General features: G+C 42.6%; 12 protein-coding genes. All 12 read left to right on the forward strand.

Annotated elements, in window-relative coordinates:
- Positions 1 to 20: 20 nt before the first annotated feature.
- The 12 genes from K8P02_RS06630 to K8P02_RS06685 all read left to right on the forward strand — a co-directional run bounded on the left by K8P02_RS06630 (position 21) and on the right by K8P02_RS06685 (position 25,405).
- Entirely contained in the window at positions 21 to 2,231 is a 2,211-nt protein-coding gene (locus K8P02_RS06630; RefSeq protein WP_223382149.1) for a DUF362 domain-containing protein, read from the forward strand.
- Positions 2,232 to 2,280: 49 nt separating this feature from the next.
- Positions 2,281 to 3,654 (forward strand): glycoside hydrolase family 28 protein, encoded by a 1,374-nt coding sequence (locus tag K8P02_RS06635; RefSeq protein ID WP_195349925.1) that lies wholly within the window; start codon positions 2,281 to 2,283, stop codon positions 3,652 to 3,654.
- A gap of 12 nt (positions 3,655 to 3,666) precedes the next feature.
- Positions 3,667 to 5,595, forward strand: a complete 1,929-nt coding sequence (locus tag K8P02_RS06640) for a glycoside hydrolase family 97 protein (protein WP_025867283.1) — start codon at positions 3,667 to 3,669, stop codon at positions 5,593 to 5,595.
- 143 nt (positions 5,596 to 5,738) lie between these two features.
- On the forward strand, positions 5,739 to 7,889 hold the full coding sequence (locus K8P02_RS06645; RefSeq protein ID WP_025867284.1) for a glycoside hydrolase family 31 protein: 2,151 nt from the start codon (positions 5,739 to 5,741) through the stop codon (positions 7,887 to 7,889).
- Between the two features lie 153 nt (positions 7,890 to 8,042).
- The gene (locus K8P02_RS06650; RefSeq protein WP_223382151.1) at positions 8,043 to 10,253 is read left to right on the forward strand and encodes an alpha-galactosidase; all 2,211 of its coding nucleotides are present in this window, start codon (positions 8,043 to 8,045) and stop codon (positions 10,251 to 10,253) included.
- A 329-nt stretch (positions 10,254 to 10,582) separates the two neighbouring features.
- Entirely contained in the window at positions 10,583 to 12,604 is a 2,022-nt protein-coding gene (locus K8P02_RS06655; RefSeq protein ID WP_025867286.1) for a glucosidase family protein, read from the forward strand.
- A 260-nt stretch (positions 12,605 to 12,864) separates the two neighbouring features.
- The gene (locus K8P02_RS06660) at positions 12,865 to 17,052 is read left to right on the forward strand and encodes a two-component regulator propeller domain-containing protein (protein ID WP_195449989.1); all 4,188 of its coding nucleotides are present in this window, start codon (positions 12,865 to 12,867) and stop codon (positions 17,050 to 17,052) included.
- Between the two features lie 453 nt (positions 17,053 to 17,505).
- Positions 17,506 to 19,422 carry an SGNH/GDSL hydrolase family protein gene (locus tag K8P02_RS06665; RefSeq protein WP_223382153.1) on the forward strand — a complete coding sequence of 639 codons (1,917 nt, stop codon included), beginning with the start codon at positions 17,506 to 17,508 and terminating at the stop codon, positions 19,420 to 19,422.
- 12 nt (positions 19,423 to 19,434) lie between these two features.
- Positions 19,435 to 19,863 (forward strand): hypothetical protein, encoded by a 429-nt coding sequence (locus tag K8P02_RS06670; protein ID WP_002559961.1) that lies wholly within the window; start codon positions 19,435 to 19,437, stop codon positions 19,861 to 19,863.
- A 2-nt stretch (positions 19,864 to 19,865) separates the two neighbouring features.
- A complete protein-coding gene (locus tag K8P02_RS06675; RefSeq protein ID WP_025867288.1) occupies positions 19,866 to 22,499 on the forward strand; it encodes a TonB-dependent receptor plug domain-containing protein in 2,634 nt (877 codons plus the stop codon).
- Between the two features lie 37 nt (positions 22,500 to 22,536).
- Complete coding sequence (locus K8P02_RS06680; RefSeq protein WP_025867289.1) at positions 22,537 to 23,346, forward strand: discoidin domain-containing protein; 810 nt, start codon at positions 22,537 to 22,539, stop codon at positions 23,344 to 23,346.
- A gap of 106 nt (positions 23,347 to 23,452) precedes the next feature.
- Positions 23,453 to 25,405 (forward strand): galactose-binding domain-containing protein, encoded by a 1,953-nt coding sequence (locus K8P02_RS06685; protein WP_025867290.1) that lies wholly within the window; start codon positions 23,453 to 23,455, stop codon positions 25,403 to 25,405.
- Positions 25,406 to 25,424: the final 19 nt, after the last annotated feature.

Raw genomic sequence — 25,424 nt, forward strand, 5'->3', positions numbered from 1 at the left:
AATTTAATGTATCTGATAATATGAAAAAGATAAAAAACTGTTTTTTTAAAACCTGTCCCCGAAGTGGACGAATTGTTGGTATTAATAAAAAGAATGTGGTTCTTAAAATTTGCTTCCCATTAATGGGGTTAACGGCACTAATCTGGTTTCTCATTCGAGTAGTACCTAAACCTTCACGTATTGCTTATCCTTGTCAGCAAGTGGCAGCACCACTGGCTTTTTCTTTTCTGGCTTTTTTCAGTAGTACATTAGTAGGGTGGGGAGCTTGGAAGAAATTTCTTCAACTCCGGAATTCACGACATTTCTATAAGGGGCTTGCCGTACTTTTTGCCGGTGTTTTACTTTCAGGCACATTTTATATAATGTCGGTAGATAATTCTTTGTTCGGACAGGCGGTTGGCAAGCAGATAGACAATGGTTCGGATATGGGGACTTTTACTCCGGCAGATAAACCCAATGCACCAATGGGAGTGGCACGAGGCATTCACCCGGGACGTGTGGCTTGGGCGCATGATCCGCAGGCAGCGGTTTGGGATGGTAAACACGGACTATATTCGGATGCGGATAATAATAGTCAGACCCGTGTGTGTGACATGATGGAGGGAGTCATCATCTCTTTGACCCACCAAAAAACAATAGACCGTGCCTGGGATGAACTGTTCCGTACCTTTAATAAGAAAAAAGGTAAGGGAGCTACAGGATATAAAGAAGGAGAAAAAATAGCTATAAAAGTAAATCTGAATGATAATGGCGGAAGTAATATAATAGATGCTACTCCACAGTCTGTCTATGCACTTCTGCATCAGTTGGTCGATATAATGAACGTACCTCAGCACTGTATTACAGTATATGATGCACAGCGTCGTGGTATCTCTGCCATTTATACTTACCTGCAACCGGTTTATCCCGATGTAGTCTATCAGAATTGGGGAGGTTTCGTACCCGATGTAATTCGCTATTCAAGTGAAATAACCGATCCGGGTGCAATGAGTCTGGCACGTGCTGCCTATGAGGCGGATTATATGATTAATATGGCATTAATGAAGCGTCATTCCCGTCCTACCGATAATTGGAAGGACAGTGCAGGGCAGACGGGAATAACAGCTACCGGCAAAAATCATTTTGGTTCCATTGGCAATGTTTCTCCTTTGCATCTGTCTATCCGCGATTGGTCTAAGTTTCGGGGAATGGGAACATATAACAGTATTGTTGATTTGATGGCACATGAACGTTTGGGGGGAAATACACTTGTATACATTGTAGATGCTATGTACGTGAATCCTATTCATAACGGACGTGCTGTTCGTTTCAAACGTGCTCCTTTTAACGATGGATGGACATCAAGTTTTCTGGCTTCTAATGACCAGGTAGCTATAGAGTCGGTAGTACTGGACTTTATACGTTCGGAAATGCCTGTTGCAGCCAATGCGGATAACTTTATGCATGAAGCGGCCAATATAGGCAATCCTCCTTCAGGAATTAGGTATGAAGGCCGGGCACAGAAGAGTTTGGGAGTACATGAACATTGGAATAACCCGGATGATCGTATGTACTCACGTAATCTGAAAACAGGCAAGGGGATTGAGCTTTATCGTGTCCCTCTGGATGCAGAACGTCCCGCTATTGAATATTTTTATTCCGACCGTATTTCTAAAATAGAAGATCAATCTGTTACTCTGTATTGGAAAACATCAAATGGGGAAGAAGTATTGCTAAATGGAGAGGCAGTAGCTGCCAATGATTCTTGCGTGGTGAGACCGGAGACCTCATTAATGTATGAACTGGCTGTGAAGAAAGGCGGTACAGTACAGGCGGTACAGAAACTGGTTGTCAGGAGTTTTACAGATGTGCGTTGTTATGATGTGAAAGAAGCACAAACCGAGGGTTCTGCCATTGTTGAGGCCGAAGGCTTTGCTGAGTTTCGTGGTGAAAAAGGGAGTTCAAAAGGAGCGTTGACATGGCAGATTGATGTTCCTGCAACGGGAGAATATTATTTGCTGTTTTCTTATTCGGGCGGTAGTCCGGTACCTTCCTACCTGTATCTTAACAATCAGCTGGTAAGTGAGAATATCGGTTATTTAGCTACGTCGGGTAGTAAAAAAGGAGAGTTTGCTTTTCCGGTGACATTGACTGCCGGGAAGAATTCTATGAAGTTAGAACATCTGGGAAAGCGTAGCAACCGTATTTATTCGGTAACGGTAGCAAGGGAGAAGAAGCCAACAATTCCATAAACTAAAGAACTTGTAAACTAAAAACTCATAAACTAAAAATTCACAACTTATGACGACAAAAAGACTCTGTATTTTTCTATTCACGATGCTGTTCCTGATTACAGGTGCATCTGCAGAAACTTTTAATGTGAAAAAATACGGTGCCCGTGGTAACGGGAAGAAGCTGGATTCTCCTGCTATTCAAAAGGCAATCGATGCCTGCCATAAGGCTGGAGGTGGCACGGTACTTGTTCCGGCTGGTACCTATCTTTCGGCTACGATTGTATTGAAAGATAATGTAACCCTGCATTTGGAAAAGGATGCTTTGATTTTGGGTACTACGGATTATAAAGCCTATGACAATCTCGATCCTTTTACAGAAGGCTTGGGCATTGATGTCGGCTGGGTATTGTTGGTGGCTGTTGACGCAAAGAATGTCACTCTTGAAGGAGAAGGCAGTATCGACGGTCAGGGCTCTGCATTAAAAGAAAGACACATCAAAGTGGATACACGTCCCGAAGGTAAGCGTTGGGGACTTCGCCCCTTTTTGCTTCGCCTGGTACGTTGCGAAGGAGTAACTGTACGTGATGTTACTTTGAAGTATGCCGGTGCCTGGACTTCTCATTACTTTCAGTGCCGCAATGTGAAGATAGACAATGTGACGATTCGCAGTTTCGGGGTTGCACACAATGATGGAATTAATATCGACGGTTGTCAGCATGTGCGTATCAGCAATTGTGATATTATCAGTGGCGATGATGCACTTTGCTTTAAGACAACTTCCAGTAAAATGGGATGTGATGATATCGTTGTAGAGAATATGAAGCTTAAAAGCAATCAGGCTGGTATTAAGATGGGGACGGAGTCCATGGCCGGTTTCGAGAATATTCGTATCAGTAATTGTCACATTTATGATACTAAGAATGGGGGTATCAAACTTTTCTCGGTAGACGGAGCTCACCTGCGTAATGTCGAAATCTCAGACATTACTATGGAAGAAGTACGTACTCCGATGCTTTTCCGTCTCGGTGCCCGTTTGAGTGTATTTCGTAAAGGACAGGATACACAACAACCGGTGGGGGTATTTGAAAATGTCACGATCCGGAATGTAAAAGCTGTAGCTGCTGATAAAGCACAACTCACTCCTCCCTCCGGTATTCTTATTACCGGTATTCCGGGACATTACATCACTAATCTGACACTTGAAAATATACAGATTCGTCTGCTCGGTACGGGAACTTCCGAAGATGCTCTCTCTAAAGTGCCGGAGGCAATAGACCAGTATCCGGAAGTAAAAACCTTTGGCCCGAAGATTCCGGCTTATGGTGTTTGGGCACGTCACGTACGCGGATTGAAACTAAAGAACGTAACCTTTGAACTAAAGAATCCCGATGCACGTCCCGAGATCATTTGCGAGGACGGTGATATGGAAATATACAAATAAAGACAAAATACCATGAAAGCAATTTTTTATTCGCTGATTCTCTTTTGTTGTCTGGGATGCCGGGCTGAGAAAGAGTGGACGTTGACGTCACCCGATGGTGCAGTACGGTTTGTTGCAACACAGGTACCGGAAGGTGAGGAGACAACTATACTTCAATATTCCGTTTATTGTGGTGACTCATTAGTGATCAATCCGTCCCGTCTCGGACTCGTGATGGATGGGATAGAATATGGGAAAGATGCGCGCCCTGCAGGAAAAGCAGTAGTGAAAACAATGAATGAACCTTATGAGCTGAAGGCAGGCAAACAACTTAGGACTGTGAATGCCTGTCGGGAGATGACGATTCCCTTTGAGGGTTTTCAGCTGATTGTACGGGCATACGATGATGGTATCGCCTTCCGCTATGCCTTTACACAAGAGGATGACGGGAAGCAACATACCATAACAGATGAGTTAACAGAATTTTCAGTACCTGCCAACGGTAAAGCATGGATTCATCCGTATGACTGGAATGAGCGTCACAAACCAAGTTACGAGCAGTATTCAAAGAACGGAATTGCTATCAATACCGAAGCTTCTCATGGTCGTGGCTGGGCTTTTCCGATGCTTTTTAATACCAATGACTGCTGGATGATGATTACTGAGGCTTATCTGGATGGTTCTTATCCGGCTACACATATTGATAACTCGGGAAAAAACAAAGCTTATAAAATACGTTTTCCTGAGATAGAAGAACCTGTTGTTCCAGATGCGGTAGAGCCTGTTTCCACCTTCCCCTGGTATACACCCTGGCGTGCTATTATCGTGGGTAAGGAACTGAATACGGTTTTCCGTACACAGATGGTTTCTCATCTGAATCCGCCGTCAGTGATAGGAGATGATTCCTGGGTATTGCCGGGACGTGCTTCCTGGAGTTGGTGGTATGCTGGTGGAACTACCCGTGATTATAAAACACAAATAAAGCATGTAGACTTCAACCATGCGATGGGATGGGAGTATGTATTGATTGATGCCGGATGGCAACGAATGGACAATGGAGGTACGATGGAAGATGTGGTGAAGTATGCCGGAGAAAAAGGAGTCGGTGTCTGGTTGTGGTATCATTCCGGTGCGGGAAGAGAGATGGATAGTATTCCAACGCATCGTCTTATGTCCGATCCTGTATTGCGTCGGGCGGAAATGGAACGTATCAGCAGGCTGGGAGTAAGAGGTATCAAGGTAGACTTCTTCGATACGGATAAACAGCGTATCATACAGCTTTATCCGGCTATACTAAAAGATGCGGCGGAGTTTTATTTACTTGTTGATTTACATGGAGCAACTTTGCCTCGCGGCTTTGAACGGACCTATCCTAACCTGATGACTACCGAAGCAATACGCGGAGCAGAGACGTTAGGACGTCAGGAGCGTTGTGACCGGGCGGCAGAACATAATGCTACAGTACCTTTTACGCGGAATGTAGTGGGGTCAATGGATTATACACCTGTTACTTTTTCAAATAAGATACGGCAGGGAGTACCGGCTATTCGTCAAACAACGGTAGCACATCAGTTAGCACTCGCAGTGGTTTTTGAATCCGGTTTTCAGTGTTATGCAGATAGAATAGAGGCGTATGAAGAATTGCCACGCATGCCCAAACTTTTCTTAAAAGATGTGCCTGCTGTCTGGGATGAAAGTCAGTTGTTGGCTGGTTATCCGTCAGATTTTGCAGTGGTAGCACGTCGTAAAGGAAAAGTCTGGTATGTGGGTGGTATCAACGGGAAGAATGAAGAGCGCGAGTTGGAATTCTCTTTACCGGAGGCTTGTAAGGAGTTGTCCTCTACCTGGATTACTGATGGAAAAGATAAGGATTCTTTTGGAAACGAAGTGATCTCTGTGATAGATGGAAAAGTTAAAGTGAAGTTATTGGCAAACGGTGGGTTTGCGGGAACGATTAGATAACAGTGGACAGTGGACAATTGACAGTTGACAGTTGGCTGCGCTGTCACGCTGCATAGTAACTGTCAATTATCAATTGTCAATTATCAATTGTCAACTGTCCACTGTCAATTGTCCACTGTCAATTGAATTAAATAATTATAAAAATGAAAAGATACATTGTAACCCTTATCCTGTCCATATGGACAGTCGCGCAGCTTGCTGCACAAATAAGCTGGGAGCAGGTGGCGCCCGGTGTTTGGAAAGGAGTTGTAGGAACTCCTGAAAGTTATTCATTGTTGCAAGTGGCAGATGTTACTCCAAAAATGGAAGGTTTCAGCCGTTTGCCGGAGGTAATATTACCTGCATTTGCCTCTGAAATAAAAGGCAATATTCAAGATGGGCAGACAGCTTTGCGTATTCCCTTACAGAGAAAAGAGCAACTGTATGGTTTTGGACTTAACTTCCAAACTGTACATCAACGTGGTAAAATCCTGAATCTGCATGTAGACCATTACGGTGGTAAGGACAATGGACGTACGCATGCTCCGGTTCCTTTTTATGTTTCCAGCCAGGGCTATGGTGTATTTATTAATTCGGCACGTTATATTACCGTATATGCCGGAAGTGGTGCACTGAAAGACAGTCCCAATGCTCCGGTAGCGAAAGATCGTAATACGGATAAATCCTGGTCGTCACGCCCTTATTCGGATGCGGTTTCTATTCTTGTACCTGCACCGGGGACAGAGATATATCTTTTTGCCGGTCCTACTCCAATGGATGTAGTACGTCGTTACAACCTTTTCTGTGGTGGCGGTACGTTACCTCCACGTTGGGGACTCGGTTTTACGCAACGTACACAAAAACTATACACTGCCGAGCAGGTGAAACAAGAAGCGGATGAGTTTGAACGTCAGGGGTATCCGTTAGACTTTATTGGTTTGGAGCCGGGATGGCAGAGCAAAGCATACCCTTGCACCTTTGAATGGGACGCTACACGTTATCCCGATCCTTCGGGTTTTGTAAAGGACATGCTCGACAAAGGCGTGCGTATCAATCTGTGGACAAACCCGTATGTGTCTCCTGATTCAAAGCTATATAAGGATATGTATCCTGTAAGTGGTTCACATACGGTGTGGTGCGGTATTGTTCCCGATTTGGCTGGTGAGAAAGCACGCTCTTTATGGAAAAATAAACTGAATAAAGAGCATGTAGATATAGGTGTAAGTGGTTATAAAGTAGATGAAGTAGACGGATATGATTATTATCTCTGGCCGGATGTGGCTACTTTCCCATCGGGGGTATCTGCCGAGCAGATGAGGCAAACTTATGGGCTTTGGGTACAGCGTACAACAGCTGAACTCTACAAGGCACGCAATCAACGTACATTCGGTTTGGTACGTGCATCAAATGCCGGAGCATCTTCTATGCCTTATGTTATTTATAATGATTATTATAGTCACCCGGACTTCATTACAGCATTGATTAACTCCGGATATTGTGGTGTATTGTGGACTCCGGAAGTACGTAGCTCTAAGTCTGCGGAAGATTGGTTACGCCGTTTCCAGTCGGTTGTTTTTTCCCCGATGGCAATGATTAATGCGTGGAGTAGTGGTACGAAACCCTGGACATTTCCGGAGGTTGCCGAACAAGTGAAAGAGTATGCGTTGCTTCGTATGCAGATGATGCCTTACTGGTATACGGAATTTGCGCGTTATCATTTTGATGGTATTCCTCCTTTCCGTGGTATGAGTTTGGAAGCCGGATTCAATCCGGATGCGGCGGTAACAACAGAACTGAAAGAGAAGAGTTTGGAAGATAATCCCTATCTGGAAGCTGTGACTAAAGAAATAAAAGACCAATATATGGCAGGTGAATATTTACTGGTAGCGCCTATGTTTAAGGGGCAGACGGAGCGTAAAGTCGTACTGCCACAGGGTGATTGGTATGATTTTTATACCGGTGCATATGTTGGTAATGGAGAGACAATAACAGTAACTCCGGGACTGGATCGTATTCCTGTATATGTGAAAGACGGAGCTATCATTCCGATGATGGAGCCGATGCTTCATGCACCGAAACCGGGAGTAAAAGTGAACCTGGAAATTCGTCACTATGGGAAAGCAAATGGCTCTTATCGTCTGTATGATGATGATGGTGAAACATTTGATTATGAGAAGGGAGTATACACATGGAGAGATATTAGTGTAGTACGTCAAAAGAATGGTAAAATGAAGGGCACTATCTCGAAGGCTGAAAAGGGAAAACCTGATTCGGTAGGGAAGGTGACTTGGCGATTTATGACAATTGACAATTGATAGTTGACAATTGACAGTTGCTATGTAGATGATAGTGCAGCACATTCCCCTCTGAGAGGGGGTGCCCGAAGGGCAGGGGAGGTGTATCGGTACAATACAGCTCATTTTCAACTTTCAATTTTCAACTGAATAAACTTTTAATTTTCAACTAAAATGAAGAAATACATCTATCTCTTTTTCCTTTTGTCTTTATGCCCTCTGTTAGCCTGGGCAGCAGATGACAATCCTATAGCAAAACAATTATTTAATGTTACCTCCGGTGATCTGAAATTATCTTTTATGGTTGGTACTGACGGCCGCCTTTATCAGCTTGCTTTTGGTGATGTATCTAAAGAGGTAACAGTTCCCGTTAAAATGCCTTCGCGTGAGTGGGAGTTTCTTCCACCTTACGGTAATGGTGTACTGACTGAACCAGCTTTGCAGGCTACTCATGTAGACGGTAATACCTCTACGGAATTGCTCTATACGAATCATAAGACGGAGCAATTGGGTGACGGTATTACACAAACCGTTATTTCTCTGAAAGATCCTGCTTATCCTTTCTCTGTAGATATTTACATCAAGTGTTATGAATCTACCAGTATGATGGAGATATGGAACACAATCACACACAATGAAAAAGGCAAGGTGATACTTTATCGCTATGCTTCTGCATCTCCTGTACTGAAAGCAAAGAATTACCGGCTTACTCAATTCATAGGTAATTATAAACGTGAAGCGACTCTTGCCGAGGAAGAGCTTACTACGGGTATTAAAGTTCTTGATTCCAAGCTTGGTATACGTGCCAATCAGATGCGTATTCCTTCTTTCCTTCTTTCTCTTAATGGTGAAGCAGATGAGAATAAGGGCGAAGTGCTTGCCGGTTCTCTGAAATGGGCGGGTAGTTTTCAGCTTGCCTTTGAGGTTGACTGGAATAATAATCTTCGCGTGTTGACAGGTATCAATCCGGTCGGTTCGCAGTATCATCTGGAACGTGGTGATACTTTCATTACACCTGCTATTCTTTATGCTTACAGTAAACAGGGGAAAGGTGATATTAGTCGTAAATTTCATCGTTGGGCACGTGCTTACGGTATCCGTGATGCGGAAAAAGACCGTCCTGTATTACTCAATAACTGGGAAGCAACTCACTGTACATTTGATGAAGAACGTCTGAAAGGACTTTTTGATGGTGCACGCCAAATTGGTGCCGAACTCTTTTTATTGGATGATGGCTGGTTTGGTAACGGATCCTATTCTCGTGATGACGATAAACACGGTCTGGGTGATTGGGAAGTATCTACAAAAAAACTTCCACGCGGACTCTCTTATATAGCCAAAGAAGCTTTGAAACGTAAAGTTGGTTTTGGTATCTGGCTGGAGCCGGAGATGGTAAACCCACAGAGTGAACTCTATAATAAACATCCTGAATGGATTATTACCCAGCAGAAGCGTGAACCGATTTTGGGGCGTCATCAGGAGATACTCGACCTGACACGTCCTGAAGTGCAACAGTATGAATGGGAGGTGATAGACAAAACACTACGTCCCAATCCAGATATTTCGTATGTGAAGTGGGATTGCAACCGCTATGTGACGCAGCCGGGTTCTACCTATTTGCAGCCGGACAAACAAAGTCATCTGTTGATAGATTATAACTGGGCACTTTACCGGTTGATGGATCGCTTTGCAAAAGGTTTTCCGGATGTGATGGCAATGCTTTGTGCCGGAGGTTCGGGGCGTGTGGATTATGGTTCAATGCAGTATTTTCATAGTTTCTGGCCGAGTGATAATACTGATCCGTTGGGACGTATCAAGATTCAGTGGGGCTTTTCTCACTTCTTCCCGGCAAGTACTATCTCGGCACATGTGACGCGTATGGGTAAACGTCATCTGAAGATGGCGATTGACGTGGCATTAAGTGGCTCTTTCGGTATCGATTTAGCACTGGATAAAGCTACTCCCGAAGAGCGTGAACAACTGGCTGCTGCTGTGAAACTTTATAAAGAAAGTATCCGTCCATTGGTGATGCAGGGTGATTTGTACCGTTTGGTTTCTCCGTATGAACAGCCGGTAGCATCATTGAGCTATGTCTCCGAAGATAAAGAACGTGCGGTTGTTTATATTTATCAGACAGAAGATGGTAATGTTCCGGCCATTCTATTAAATGGATTGGATGCCAATAAACGTTACCGTATTACAGAAGTGAATCTTCCGAAAGGACAGGGCCTTCCCGGCCGGGGAAGTGCCCTTCGGATGGCACCTTCCCGTTTTGCCGCTCATGGTAAACTCTTCACCGGAGCAGAGTTGATGACAACCGGTATCGCAAATCCGCTCAGTAATCAGTTTGAGAGTGCAGTGATTCTGTTGACAGTGGAGAATTGACAGTGGACAATGGGGCTGCGCTGGGGGGCTATATCTTCCCTGGAAAGAGGAGGGCTCAAAAGGGCGGGGAAAGGTATGTCGGCACAAAGCAGTTTGATTGTTACATTATTTATCTTCGACGGAACGCAATTCTTACAAATTTATTTGCGTAATTTGCACAATTGATGTTCCGATTACATTTTGTAAAGTCTGTTTGTAGTTAACGCCTTGCCTGCATGTAGCCTACGCCTATACTGCATGCAGACAAGGCGTAGACTGTAAACAGGTAAAGTGGAGACTGGCAGATTGCCTGTTAAATGATATTTATAACCCATTAAATAATAATTATGATGAACAAAAAACTAATTTCTCTCTCTCTTTTCTTTGTCCTTGTCGGATTAACCCTTTCGGCACAGAATAAAGACCGTTGGGATATCACTCCCGAAGGTTCTATTCGTTGGCAGATTAAAGAAGACATTCCTCATTATGATCATCTTGAAATGAGTGGACAGCGTCTCTCCGTTGTTCTTCGTTACGGAGTAGATGCCGACCGGGCTTTTCACCTCAATCGTAGCCTTGTCTTCCCAATGCTTCGTATGCAACCCAATAAAACACAAAACAACCTCAGGCAGCGTTTTGAAGTCAATATCCCGGCTATGGTTACTATTGGCGATCAGACTTTGTTAAACGAACGTGTCAGTGATATTACTTTCAACGGTATTATGACTGTTCATAGTTCTTTTGGTTATATCCGTAACCGGAAAGAAGTAGAGAATGCCATTCAACTGACCCGTACTCTGTATCCTTCACCCAATAATGACTATTATTGTGAGGAGTATTCTTTTACCAATGCCGGAGAGCACCCTGTTACAATGCGTGTTCCTGAGTGGAAGGTGACGTATAATACTCCCGAAGAGGCTGGAGTTTATGGTGCTTATACCATTGAAGCTTCTCTTTCAAAGAACGGAACTTTCACAGTAGAGCCAGGTGGAAAACTCGAGTTCTATGCCATCTTCTCCGGTCGTAAAGCAGGTGATGCAGCATTGACCCGCATTAATATTGAATCAGAACGTACCGGACGTCAGGCACTGATCAATCAATGGTGGAACAATCTTGTTCTTGATACTCCCGATCCTGTATTAAATCGTATGTTCGCTTTTGCCAAGCTGCGTGGGGCCGAAAGTATCTATCGTACAAAAGGTGGTTTGATGCATGGTCCCGGTGGTGAAGCATACTATGCAGCCATTTGGGCCAATGACCAGGCAGAATATATCAACCCTTTCTTTCCTTATCTGGGATATGAAATAGGTAATGAATCTGCTTTGAACTCTTTCCGCCATTTTGCCCGATTTATGAATGATGAATATCGTCCTATTCCCAGTTCTATTATTTCCGAAGGAGTAGGAACCTGGCATGGAGCCAAAGACCGGGGAGATGGAGCTATGATTGCTTACGGTGCCGCGCGGTATGCGCTTGCCCGTGGTGATAAAGAAGAAGCCCGGGAGTTATGGCCTCTTATCGAATGGTGTCTGGAATACTGTCATCGTAAGTTGACGCCTGCCGGTGTAGTAGCTTCTAATTCTGATGAACTTGAAAATCGCTTTCCTGCGGGAGATGCTAATCTTTGTACTTCTTCACTTTATTATGATGCATTACGTTCAGCTGCCCTTTTGGGGCGTGAATTGGGTATTTCTTCTGCACAGATCAAAACATATACCCGCCAGGCTGATGATTTGAAACAAGCTATTGAGTCGCATTTTGGTTACGAAATAGAAGGTTTCCCCAGTTATCGTTATTATGAAGGTAATGATATTCTTCGTTCCTGGATTTGCATGCCGCTTACTGTGGGCATTTATACTCGTGCTAAAGGTACTATCGATGCTCTTTTTTCGCCCCGCCTTTGGACGGACGACGGACTGTTGACTCAGGCTGGTACGGAAACTTTCTGGGATCGTTCCACTCTCTATGCACTTCGTGGTACAATTGCTGCAGGAGAAGTAGGGCGTGGTATGGCATTCCTTAAGAAATATTCTCAACGCCGTCTGTTGGGTGATCATGTTCCGTATGCTATTGAGGCTTGGCCCGAAGGTAATCAGCGTCATCTCTCTGCCGAAAGTGGGCTTTATTGCCGTATTTATACAGAAGGGCTTTTTGGTATTCGTCCCACAGGTTTACGTAGTTTTGAAATAACTCCGCGTCTTCCGCAAGAGTGGGAGTTTGCTAATCTGAATCGTGTGCGTGCGTTTGGTGCTGACTTTGATATACAGGTGAAACGTGCTGGCGGCAGTAAGTTGGCGGTTACAATTGTGAATGGAAAGAAAACTATAAAGAAAACCATTAGTGAAGGACAGACAATAACTGTGAGATTATAGAATCTTCTGTCAGGTTACTTTTCCTTTATCCCGGTAAGATACATTTTCCTACCGGGATATTTTTGTTTTTCGATACTTACTTTGAATAGAAATTGTGCAGTTTTGTCTCTTTTTTCGGAAATAGAGTTATAGTTTCTGTCTCTTTTACTATAACTATCGTCTCTTTTTATTTCTATTCTCGAATATATGGGAATGGAGATTTTCACTATTTATAGGTTTTTATTACATTTGCTATGTATTAATCTATCGAAACTGTAACTATGCTAAGAAAAACACTATTGTTGATATACCTGTTGTTGTCAAGTGTGTCTTATACCCTGGCACAGGATATCCGGAATTCCTTTTATTATAGTCCGCATATAAATGAGGGGCTTTCGCAACTTTCCGTCAGGGTCATTCATCAGGACTCCAGAGGTTATATCTGGTTGGGGACTAAGAATGGATTGAATCGCTATAATGGGAAAGAGTATACAGTATACCAAGAGAACCCATCTGACTCATTGAGTCTTACTAATAGTGATATTCTCTCTTTGGCGGAAGAACCCGGTCATGCTCTTTGGATAGGAACCAGTTATGGGCTGAATCGTCTTTGCCAGCATACGAATCGTATTCGTCGCTATCTGGATGATAAGGGTATATTGAGAGATGCAATCCAATCTGTTTTTGTTGACCGCTCCGGACGTGTGTGGGTGGGGAATCGCAGAGGGATCTTTCTTTATCATCGGGAGGAAGATCGTTTTTATCCGGTTGAAATTGCTGGCGATGGTGGTTCAGTCAGTGTTTCTGTTATATTTGAAGACTCATCTGGTAAGTTTTGGATAGGTACCCACGATGATGGGGTTTACGTTTGTGACCAACAGATGCAAGTTATCAGCCATTATTCACAACGGACCAATCTGGCGTTGTCGGATAATGCTGTTTCAAGTATCTATGAAGATCATCTGAAACAGATATGGGTGGGGTGTCATCTTTATGGTTTAAATTGCGTTGACTTGCGTAATAACCGTATTACTCATTATACAAGTAAAAATAGTGGTTTGAAAAATGATTTCGTTCGCTGTCTTGTGGAGTGGGACGGACAGTTGCTTATCGGAACATATGACGGTATTTTTGCTCTTAACCTTACTACACGTGATATAGAGAAGGTGGCCGATTACAGTGGAGACAGACACTCACTGGGACATTTTTCGGTTTATGCCTTTTGTCTTTCCAGTGCTAAGATACTGTGGATTGGTACATATTCCGGTGGTATTACGATGCTTTCAAAACTGATGAACAGGTTTGTACGTCATGATCCTGGATATAGGTTGAATATACCAACCGGTATCTATAGTACGGCTTGTGCTGATAAGGATGGTAGTTTGTGGCTTGCCACAGAAGGACACGGATTGTTGAATTACAATCCGGTTACTCAGAATGCTGAGTTTTATTTGCTTGATCGTACAGGACCCTCTCTCCATAATTCAAATATAATAAAGACTGTATTGCCGGAAGATGATTGTATCTGGTGCGGGACAGCCTTTGGTGAAATTTATCGCTTTGATCTTCGTACCCGAAAATTCTCGTTATTCTATAAATATCCTGAATCGGTAGTGATTTATTCGCTACTTCGTGATGGTAAGGGGAATCTTTGGGCGTCTACCATTCGGCGTGAATTTGCATTAACTTGCTTTACCACGGATGGAAAGGTGTTAGATACCTTTGAAGATGCACAAGGGCGGAAAGTAAGTATGTCTGGTATTCGTTGCCTTTTTGAAGAGCGTGAAGGAGTAATGTTAATCGGTACCCGTTCTACGGGAATCTATCGTTACGATATGAATACCGGTGTAGTGGATAACTATCGGAAAGATACTTTTCCCAGTAGTAAAGGATTCATACCGGGTAATTATATTTCCAGTATAGATCGTACTAAATCGGGTGATATCTGGGTTTCTACTTATGGTAGTGGCATCTTCCGTTTTGATCCGGAACGTGGCGCTGACCTTTATGTGACGAAACAGGAAGGTTTGTTGGATAATAATATCTGCAAACTTATTATGGGGAGGGATGGTAATTTGTGGATGAGTACGTCTCAGGGAGTAGCCGTATATAATCCTAAGACAGGCAAAGTACACAACTATGAAAGAGGTAATGGTGTTGATGTTCGTGAATTTACATTACACGGAGGAACATCTATGCCTGATGGAACAATTTGCTTTACGGCAAACAATGGGTTTATTACTTTCCAACCATTGAAGATGCAGGTTAACAGTTATATTCCTCCTATTGTATTGGAGCAGTTAAGTGTAAACAATCAACCTATTTCTCCGGGTGATGCTTCCGGCATACTTCCCGGTGTGTTGGATGATATGTCTGAGATACACCTTTCTTATAATGAAAATAATATATCTATTGATTATTGGGCACTGAACTTTGTATTCAATAATATGAATCGATATGCCTATCGTTTGGAAGGATATGATACAGGCTGGAATGAAGCGGGAGGACGTACTTCGGCTTATTATACCAATTTGCGGCCGGGTGAATATACGTTCCATGTGCGTGCGTCCAACAATGACGGACTGTGGAATAACGAAGGCCGTTCCTTGCATATCGTTGTTCATCCGCCTATATGGGCTACGTGGTATGCATATACGTTTTATTTATTATTACTTTCTTGCGTGATATATATTATTTTGTTTTATATGAATGCCCGCCGTCGTTTGCGTGAGAACCTTCGTGTAGAGCAACTTGAAAAACGGCAGCAAGAAGAATTGCATCAGGCCAAACTTCGTTTGTTTACTAATTTCTCACATGAACTTCGTACACCGTTGTTGCTTATCATTACTCCGTTTGAAGAGATGGTAAAACAAGTAGGATTGCCTGGTGAATTACGTGAACGTTTGGGGATTATTTATAAGAATGCCCGAAAGTTGTTATTACTTGTCAATCAGATGATGGATTTACAGAAGAATCAGACAGGTAATATGCAGTTACGTGTCAGTAAAGGAAATGTCTGTGAGTTTATAAAGGAGATCTATTATGCTTTCAGCCAGGTAGCACAAACGAATGAGATAGACTTCCGCCTTGATTGCCAACCAGAGGAAATAGATGCCTGGTATGATAAATCTTTATTGGAAAAACTTGTCTTCAACTTACTTTCCAATGCCTTTAAATATACTCCTGCCGGTAAGGACATAAAAATGCTGGTACGTAGTTACTCCTATGAAGAGTTGAACGAAAGCTACCGGAGTGAGGTTTATCATAAAGGCGATTGTAATGAAATGCGTTATTTGATGTTACGAATTGAAGACTCCGGTAAGGGGATTTCTAAAGAAGAGCGTGATAAAGTATTTATTCCTTTCTATCAGGTTCCGGAGTCTACAGTTGCCAATGTCCCCGGTACAGGTATTGGGTTGAGCCTGGTGTATTCAATCGTGAAGCTATGCCGCGGGGGGATTTTTATAGAAGATATGGATCATCCGGGAGCTTGCTTTGTCGTGGTATTACCCATCAGTCCTATGGCCTTTAAAGAAGAAGAAATAGATACTTCCATTGGTGAAGAGGGTATTATGGATTCTCAAGCTGACTCTTTGGATATGGCTAATGGTGGAACGGAAATGTCAGAATCAATAACGGTGGCACCTGCTGCCCCTCTTGCGTCTGCTTCTGGAGTTTCAGCACCGGAAGATTTTGCACGTCAGAAGTATAAAATCTTGTTGGTGGAAGATGATAAAGATGTTCGTGAATATCTCCATAAATCTCTTGAGAATGATTATGATATTATAGAAGCTTACAATGGAGTGAGAGGATATGAGAAGGCGGTGAGCCACTTTCCTGATTTGGTACTGAGTGATATTATGATGCCTAAACGTAACGGGCTCGAATTGTGTTCTATGATAAAGAATGATGTGCGTATCGGTCATATTCCTGTAATTTTGATGACGGCACGTTCTATGGTGATGCATATCAAAGAAGGTTTCTCTGCCGGGGCAGATGATTATATTATCAAGCCTTTCAATATGGATGTATTACGATTGCGTATTCGTAGTTTATTGGAAAGTAGGGCGCAGCTGAAGAAGTTGTATGGTAAGCGTTTCTCTCTCGATGAAATGGGTATAGAGGTTGTTTCTGCTGATGAACGCTTTTCACAGAAACTGTTTGAGGTGATTGAAAAGAATATTTCCGATCAGAATTTGGGAGTAGAAATGCTTTGCCAGGAAATTGGTATCAGTCGGGCCAATCTGTATCGTAAATTGAAATCTATAACTGAACTTTCACCTACCGAACTGATTCGTAACAAACGTCTTGAAATAGCTGCGAAGATGTTGAAAGAATCGGATATGAGCGTGTCAGAAGTTGCAGCATTACTTGGATTCAACAGTCATTCGTATTTCTCTAACTCTTTCAAGAGCTTTTACGGATATACTCCTACGGAGTTTATTCAGAAGAAGCAAACGGGAATTTGAAGAGAGGGGAGAGTTGAAAAGAAGGGAGAAGGGAGAATTGAGAGGGGAGAAGTACTATGCAGCGGATAGCGTAGCCTATCTCCCTCTGAGAGGGGATACGCTTCGGGGCGGGGAAGAGGTATGCGCAGGCCACTGTTCTTTGTTTTACATGTACATCTAACGCTGCTTTACATGTACATGTAAAACAACTCTGTATATCGGCCGTGGATATCTTTTTTCCCGACTTAGCCAATGAATGCCACCGTGTAATAGTAAGGAGGTCACTATTAAGTTTTGCCTTCTCCTCTCTCAATTCTCCCTTCTCCCTTTTTCTGTTACTATTGTCTCATTTCATTGTCACTATTGTCTCACTCTCATATATGATATGTTTCTGATAGTATCTGAAATAATAGTTATCCTGTGTTTCTGTTAGATCGGCTTTCTTTGTACACAAACCAATGTAGTCCTGTTGATATGAAAAACAAGGTAATTATTCTTATATCTTTTTTATTATTAAACTTGCCAGCTGTATTGTATGCTGGAAATATAGATGTTAAACAATCTGTATGGAATGGGCATGTCCGATATGATTTTACGTTTGATGGAAGCCATGCTACAATTGTGTGTCCCGATTCTGTAATAAGCGGTAAACCTTGGATATGGCGTCCTGCTTTTTTTGGTGCTTTCCCATCAGTAGACAAAGCATTGTTGAAGAAAGGTTTTCATGTGGTATTTTATGATATGACTCACCGTTATGGTAGTCCTCAGGCAGTGGAGCAGGGAAGAAAGTTTTATGATTATCTGCTTTCTGCCTGGCATTTTTCTCCCAAAGTAACTCTTGAAGGTTTTAGTCGTGGCGGATATTATGCCTTGAACTGGGCAATAGCCAATCCGGATAAGGTAGCTTGTCTCTATCTTGACAATCCGGTTTGTGATATGTTCAGCTGGCCGGGTGAGAAGAGTAAACTTTGGAATGATTTTCTTAAAGAATGGGGAATGACTTCTGTGGATAAAGACAATTTCAAAGGAAATCCTCTTGATAATCTGGCTCCTTTGGCTTCTCAGCAGGTCCCTGTTATTGCCGTTTGTGGTGATAGCGATCGTGTCGTGCCTTTCAGGGATAATATGAAGTTGATACGTGACCGTTATCAACAGTTGGGGGCTCCTGTAGAGTTAATTATTAAACCGGGAGCAGATCATCATCCCCATAGTTTGGAAAATCCTGAACCTGTAGTTGATTTTATCTGCCGTAATCAACCCGATTATCAAGAAAAGCAATATCTGAATGAACGGGGTACATTGAAAAATTCCTTCATCCGTTTTGAAAAAGAACGTAAAGGACGGGTCGCTTTTCTAGGTGGATCTATTACTGAGATGCGTGGTTGGCGTGAGTTGACTAAAGACTATCTCCGGCGGCGTTTCCCTTTCACTGAGTTCGAGTTTATAGATGCCGGCATATCTTCTACAGGAACGACTCCGCATTCTTATAGATTCGAGCAGGATGTACTCCGGCATGGTGATATTGATCTTTTGTTTGTAGAAGCAGCAGTGAATGACCATGGCAATTATTTTTGTGCTATTGATCAGGTACGTGGTATGGAGGGGATAGTACGACATGCTTTATTGGCAAATCCATCTACGGATATCGTTATGCTTCACTTTATTCATACTCTTTTTCTGGAAATGTACCCGAAAGGACGTGTACCGGATGTAATTCTGAACCATGAACGCGTGGCTAATTATTATTTGATTCCCTCTGTTCATCTGGCACATGAAGTGTCCGATCGTATTGCTGCCGGTGAATTCGATTGGGAACAGTTTGGTGGTATTCATCCGGCAGAACCGGGACATAAGATTTATGCAGCCTCTCTGGCACATCTGTTAGATAAAATGTGGAGTCGTGTGTCTGTCTCTGATGCAGTTGAAGCACATTCTGTACCCGAACCTCCATTGGATGTGAACAGTTATTATAATGCTTCATTTGCTGATATCAGTCAGGTTAAGCTTTCTAAAGGATGGGAGCATATTGCTTCGTGGAAACCGGATAATGGAGCCCATACCCGTAAGGGATTTGTTAATGTGCCGATGCTTTACTCAAATACCATAAATTCTACTTTTAGTTTTTCATTTAAGGGTAGGGCCGTAGGTCTGTTTTGCGTCTGCGGCCCTTTTTCAGGGACATTGGAGTACAGTGTGGACAATGCCCCATATAAAAAGCTTGACACATATACCGAGTGGAGTAAGAACCTTTATATTCCCTGGGCATATGTGTTAGAGGCGGAGTTAGATCCGGAGCGGGAACATAAACTGACGGTTCGTATCTCCAAAGAGAAGAATAAGAATAGTAAAGGACACGAATGTGTCATCCGAAATATACTAATTAATCAATAAACAATAAGAACTATGAAAACATTGAAGTTATTTGTTTGTGCTACTCTGTTATTATTATCCGCCTGTGTGGATTTTGAAGAGGAGGGCCCTGATGTATCCGGTATTGATACCGGTGCTTATCTCACTGCTGTAAAAATGACTGATGCCAAAGGAAATGATGTGGTTGTCAGTACAAATATTCCGGTACTTATAACCGATGCTAATAAACAAGAACATCTTAAAGATCCCTCGAATACAGAGATCTTGGTTACAGTAAAACCGGAAGCAGATGTGACTAATCTGAAATTGGTCGGTACGCTTTCTAACACCTCTTCCGCAGCAACTATCAGTCCGAAGATGGGAGTATTAGCGGATTTCAGTAACCCGCGTACCTATACAGTCACCTCTTATAATAAAAAGAATATAGTAGCTTATTCAGTTCGAGTTATTAAAGGACAGTAACCATGAAACGGAATCTCTTTATCCTCATCATTGTACTAACAGCAATATGCGGAGATACGGCAGCACAAGATTTGAAGGAAAAAGTAAGCAATTACTTTCAGTTACATACAGCCTATCCACAGGAGAAGTTGTACTTGCATCTTGATAAGCCATATTATGCTGCCGGTGAGAGAATTTACTGGAAGGGTTATTTGGTAGATGCAGTATCTCATATTCCGTATACAAAGAGCAATTTTGTATATGTAGAATTAATAAACCGGGATGACAAGGTTATCAGTAAACATAAGGTAAGGAGAGAACAAGGAGGCTTTCATGGCAGTATTCTGCTTCCGGCTGATATTCCGGCAGGAGAATACTACATGAGAGCATTTACGCAGTGGATGCTGAATGCCGGTGAGGAGTACTTTTATTACCGCCGTTTGCGTATTGGTAATGCACTCGACAGAAGTATTCAGTCGGCTGTTCGTTATGAAGATTCTTCGAGAGAGGGATATTGTACGGCTATTATCCGTTTCACGGATGAGACGAACAAACCCTTGTCTGGTATTCAGGTACAAAGCTGGCTTACCGTGATGCGTAAAAAGGCCGAACGCTATTCGCGTCGCACCAATGCACAGGGAGAAATCAGTTTTGACATACCGCTTGCCGAAAAACAGGACCGTGAACGGGCCATTGAGATTACTTTTAAGGATGATCTTTACAATTATGATAAGACATTTTACGTACCCCTGTTGGGAGACAGGAAGAAAGAGTTTGCTCTGAGTTTCTTTCCCGAAGGAGGTGATCTGCTGGATGGAAGCCGCCAACGGGTAGCTTTTAAGGCTCAGCGAAAAGATGGGCATAGCTGTGAAATACACGGCTTCTTATTGGATGAAGCCGGAGATACGATTACCCGTATCCGGACGGAACATGACGGGATGGGTGTTTTTACACTTCTTCCGGCTGCCGGGCAGAAATATCGCGTAAAAGCTTCATTGGATAGTGTAATATATCGTGAGTTTACATTGCCGGAGGTGAAAACCGAAGGGCGTCAGTTAAGTGTGACTCACCGGAAAGGGATTATACAGTATAATATTTTGAAGGCATCGCAGGAACAATGGAACGATACACTTTATCTGGTAGGGCATACTCGTGGACATTTAACTGTTTTTCTTCCTCTGACCTCTGATCGTGCTTCCGGTCGTTTCCGTGAAACGGAACTGTCCGAGGGGTTGACAGAGTTACTGTTGGCCAATAGTAGCGGTACTGTATTGAGTCGGCGCCTTGTCTTTGTGGTTCCCGAAGAGTTGGTGAATCTTGATATGAATCCGTTCCCTGAACTCCCGGAACGACGTAAGTTAGTAGAGATTCCGCTTCGTTTCACAGATCTGCAAGGAACGCCGGTTCAAGGTGTTTTCTCTGTTAGCCTGACAGATAAAAGCCTGGTCATTCCGGATACATTATCCGGTAATATTCGTTCCGATATTTTGTTAACTTCTGATCTGAAAGGATATATAGAAAATCCCGGTTACTATTTTCTAAAGAGAGATGCCCGTACGGAATACAATACCGATTTATTAATGCTTACTCATGGTTGGACTCGCTTCCATCACGATAATATAGCAGAGTTGCCTACTATTCAAATTGATTACTTTATGGAGGGAGGGCAAACCGTCACCGGAAAGGCGACTACCATGTTCGGTGGAAAGGCCAAGGGATGCCCTGTTGCACTGATGGCTCCTTCGCAGGGAATTTCTGCTACTACCTATACTGACGAGGAGGGAAACTTTGTATTTGACGGAATTGAATATCGTGACACGGTTACGTTCGTAGCACAAGCACGAAGCCAGGCCGGACTTTCTACTGTGTTTCTGCGCGTAGATTCGCTTCCTTATTTCTCACCTCATAACCCATTTCCGGTAATTGCTGAGGAGGACCGTAAATTTCAGGAATACGATAATATGGTTCGTAATGCTTATCTGAGTGAAGGAGGCATGCAGGTAGTACGCTTGAACGAGGTTACTATCACTGCTTCAAAGCGCGATGCAAATGCTTTTTCCAGCGTATATGGCGGATTGGCAGATTATCGGGCTACGGGTGAAGAACTAAGACGTTTTGGCGGTTCCACCGGATACGATATATTGATGCGTGTCCCCAGTGTAAGGGTATCAGGTGATCTTATTACGCTATCCGGACAAACCCGTGCACCCCTGTTCCTGATAGACGAAATGCGCTTTGAAGGGGAGGATGCAGTAGAATCACTTAGAGGACTGGATGCTAATGATATCAAATCTATTGAAATTGTAAAAAGTGTTTCTGCCGGTTTTTTAGGTCCTGAAGCTTCTGCCGGTGCTATTCTTATTATGTTGAACACGGGTGCTGAGGTAAAAGCAAAAGCTTCACCGGGTCTGACCGTGTTTACCACACAAGGATACAACAAAGCTGTTGAATTTTATCATCCGGTGTATGAAACCCTTGAACAGATAAGTAATCAAAAGTCGGATGTTCGAAGTACTATTTATTGGAATCCGGCACTAAATACAGATGCTGACGGGAAAGCGGTTATCCGTTTTTATACTCCTGATAATTTGGTAAAACCACACCTGATAATGGAAGGAATTACAGCCGGTGGGTATCTGATGAGATTTGAAAGATAGACTTAAAATAATATTGTTTCACTAAAAAAATAACATTATGAAAAAGATTACATTATTGGCAAGTATTTTATTTGTGGGATTTGCGTCCGTTCAGGCACAAGATGAAGAACCTTTGACAAATTTGGCTTTGAATAAAACAGCTACGGCAAGTTCCCAATTCCGGGATAACTTGGGGCCAAGTTATGCTTTTGATGGAATTGCAAATAGCACAGGTTCGCGTTGGAGTGCAGCAGATCATAAAGGCACTGGTGACGGTGAGATAAATACAGGTGAAAATTCCTGGCTACAAGTTGATTTGGGAGAAGCTCTTGAGTTTAATAAGATACTTATTACAGAGTACTCTAATAAGATTAATAAATATCGTATTGAAGTAACAGATGATGCAACGGATGACTTAAGTTGGGAATCAATTTTAGGGGATGTAGAACAAACTTTTGAAGGTATAAAAGGTAAAGTGAATCCATGGCCGGAAATCACATTCCCTGCTGTTACCAAACGTTATGTGCGTCTTTGGATTATTGAATCTTTCACTTTTAGAGGAAGTGGTGTACTTGATGAACCCAGTATCTGTGAAATGGAAATCTACAATGATCCCAGCCTTAGTACAGGTCTTACATCTACCGATGCCGATAAACTTCTTTCGTTGAATGTAGATGGCGAGCAACTTCAGATTAAAACTGCACAAGCTGTGAATTCTGTAAAAGTAATCGATTTGAGCGGACGTACCGTTATCGAGCAACCTTTCAATTCAACAATTTCTGTAGCTAATCTTTCATCAGGAGTTTATTTGGTTCAGTTAGAAACATCAGAAGGAACTCTTATTACCCGTAAAATCGTGAAAAAGTAATTTAATGGTCAGCTTACCGTCCGTATAATCGGGCTCTTTTGTCTATCGGGAGCATTTAACAGACGGTAAGCTGGCCTTTTCTTTTTTTAATTTAATATCTACTATCATGAGAAAACCTTTACTACTATCGTTGATATTCTTTGTATTATCTGTTACAACCTATGCTCAGAGCAATGTGATCAATCTGGCGCTCAATAAACCATCCGAAGCAAGTACAATATATGACAGCCGTTTTCCGGCATCCAAAGCTTTTGACGGAGACAACACAGACAACTCCCGTTGGTCCGCAGCAAAGAATGCTGCCACCGATCAATGGTTACAGGTAGATTTACAGGAAGCTACTTTGTTTGATCGTATTCTTGTGACGGAATATAAAAATGAAAAACGTATCAGTTCTTTTAAAGTACAGGTTTCTGATGATACAGTGCTATGGACGGATGTGGCTGTGGTGAATAGTTCAATTCCCGACGGTGGAATTATTTCTTTTGAACCGGTAACCAGTCGTTATGTCCGTCTTTTTATTGTTTTGGCCACAAGAGAACCTACTATTAATGAAATGGGAGTTTATTATCAAAAGACTCCCTTGCCAGACCTGGGCGTAACTATGAAGTTTGAAGATATGAGAGGACCACTTACTGATGTGGAACTAACTTATTATAAAGCTTACCTGAAAGGGCTTTCACCTGCCACTAATAATATTGGAAATACGCTGGTGTATGGTCGTATCGGACTGGCTGCTGAAGGTATGGCATTTATGTATGCTGCTACAAGAGACCGGGAAATTCTTGATATTCTGATTCGCCATTGTGATTATATGTTGTATTGCCGCAATGACCAACCTGGTGGAGATAAGCGTACTATTTGGACCGGAATCGTTGAGAAATGCTGGCCTAATAAGGCTATGGGGGAACTTGATCAACCCTATTCCGGATCGGAAAACGGAGATATTCTGGGGCATATCTACTTCTGTGCATACCTTATTTTATTAAGTCCCGAACTGCACGCTCTTGAAGCTCCGGCAAGTGATAAACTGACAGATTGGGGTACTACTTATCTGGACAGAGCAAAGAAGTTCATTGCCATGTGCGATGAAGGAATGGAGTTTGTTGAAAAACTTATTGCAAAAGATGGTAGAATGTACTATCCCAATACTCCTGCGTGGAGAGCTATGGGAACTTTCTATGCAGATCGCAATGGACGTGGTATTCCGGTGAATCAGCAGATGATGCTTTTAAATGGATTCCAGAAAGCTGTGGAATGTTATGAAGTGCTTGGCATCAATCCGGAGAAGAAGGAAGAATATATGAAAGTGATACAGAATTCTATTGATTGGCAAAACGAAACACTGGAAACGCGAAGGATTACTGTGAATGGAGTTTCACAGGAATATTGCCGGTGGTATTACCATATGGCAGGCAACACTGTAGAAGATTACGGACATGCTGCATTCACAATGCAAACTTATTATAAACTATTGGATAGCGGGTTGTTTACTAACTTAGATACCGCGAAGCTTATTCGCTTTTCAAATACTTTTAAGTATGTGATGTATGATAAAGCTACGCATACGGTATCTCATAAAGTAGATGGAACTACCCCCAGTTCGGAAAGCCGCTCTTCTGCAGCAAAAGCAGGTTGGGTACTTCTTTCTATTGTAGATCCCGAATTATATGACTATTTACTCACTATGCCCGGAAAGACAGCAACCGACCCGGGATTGATGGCTCATTTTCTATATGCTAAAAGTAAAATGTTTGGTATAAAAGGATTTACGGCTTCTCCAATAGATTTATCCAATTATGGTAAAGGTACTGGAATAGAATCTGCTAACACAGCTTCAGAGAATATCTACATATCCGGCTTGGTGAAGGACCGGTTGTTCATAGAGACCGGATTACCATTGAAATCCGTGAAGGTTATTGCTATGGATGGCCAGGTATTGATTAATCAATCTTTTGAGTCGGAAGTGTCGGTAGCTCATTTATCATCCGGTATTTATCTGGTACGGCTTGAGGCGATGGATGGTAGTGTTATTATTAAAAAGATTATCAAACAATAATTGAAGATAAAATAAACAG

Source organism: Bacteroides nordii, from assembly GCF_019930665.1.
In the GTDB taxonomy this organism is placed as follows: Bacteria; Bacteroidota; Bacteroidia; order Bacteroidales; family Bacteroidaceae; genus Bacteroides; species Bacteroides nordii.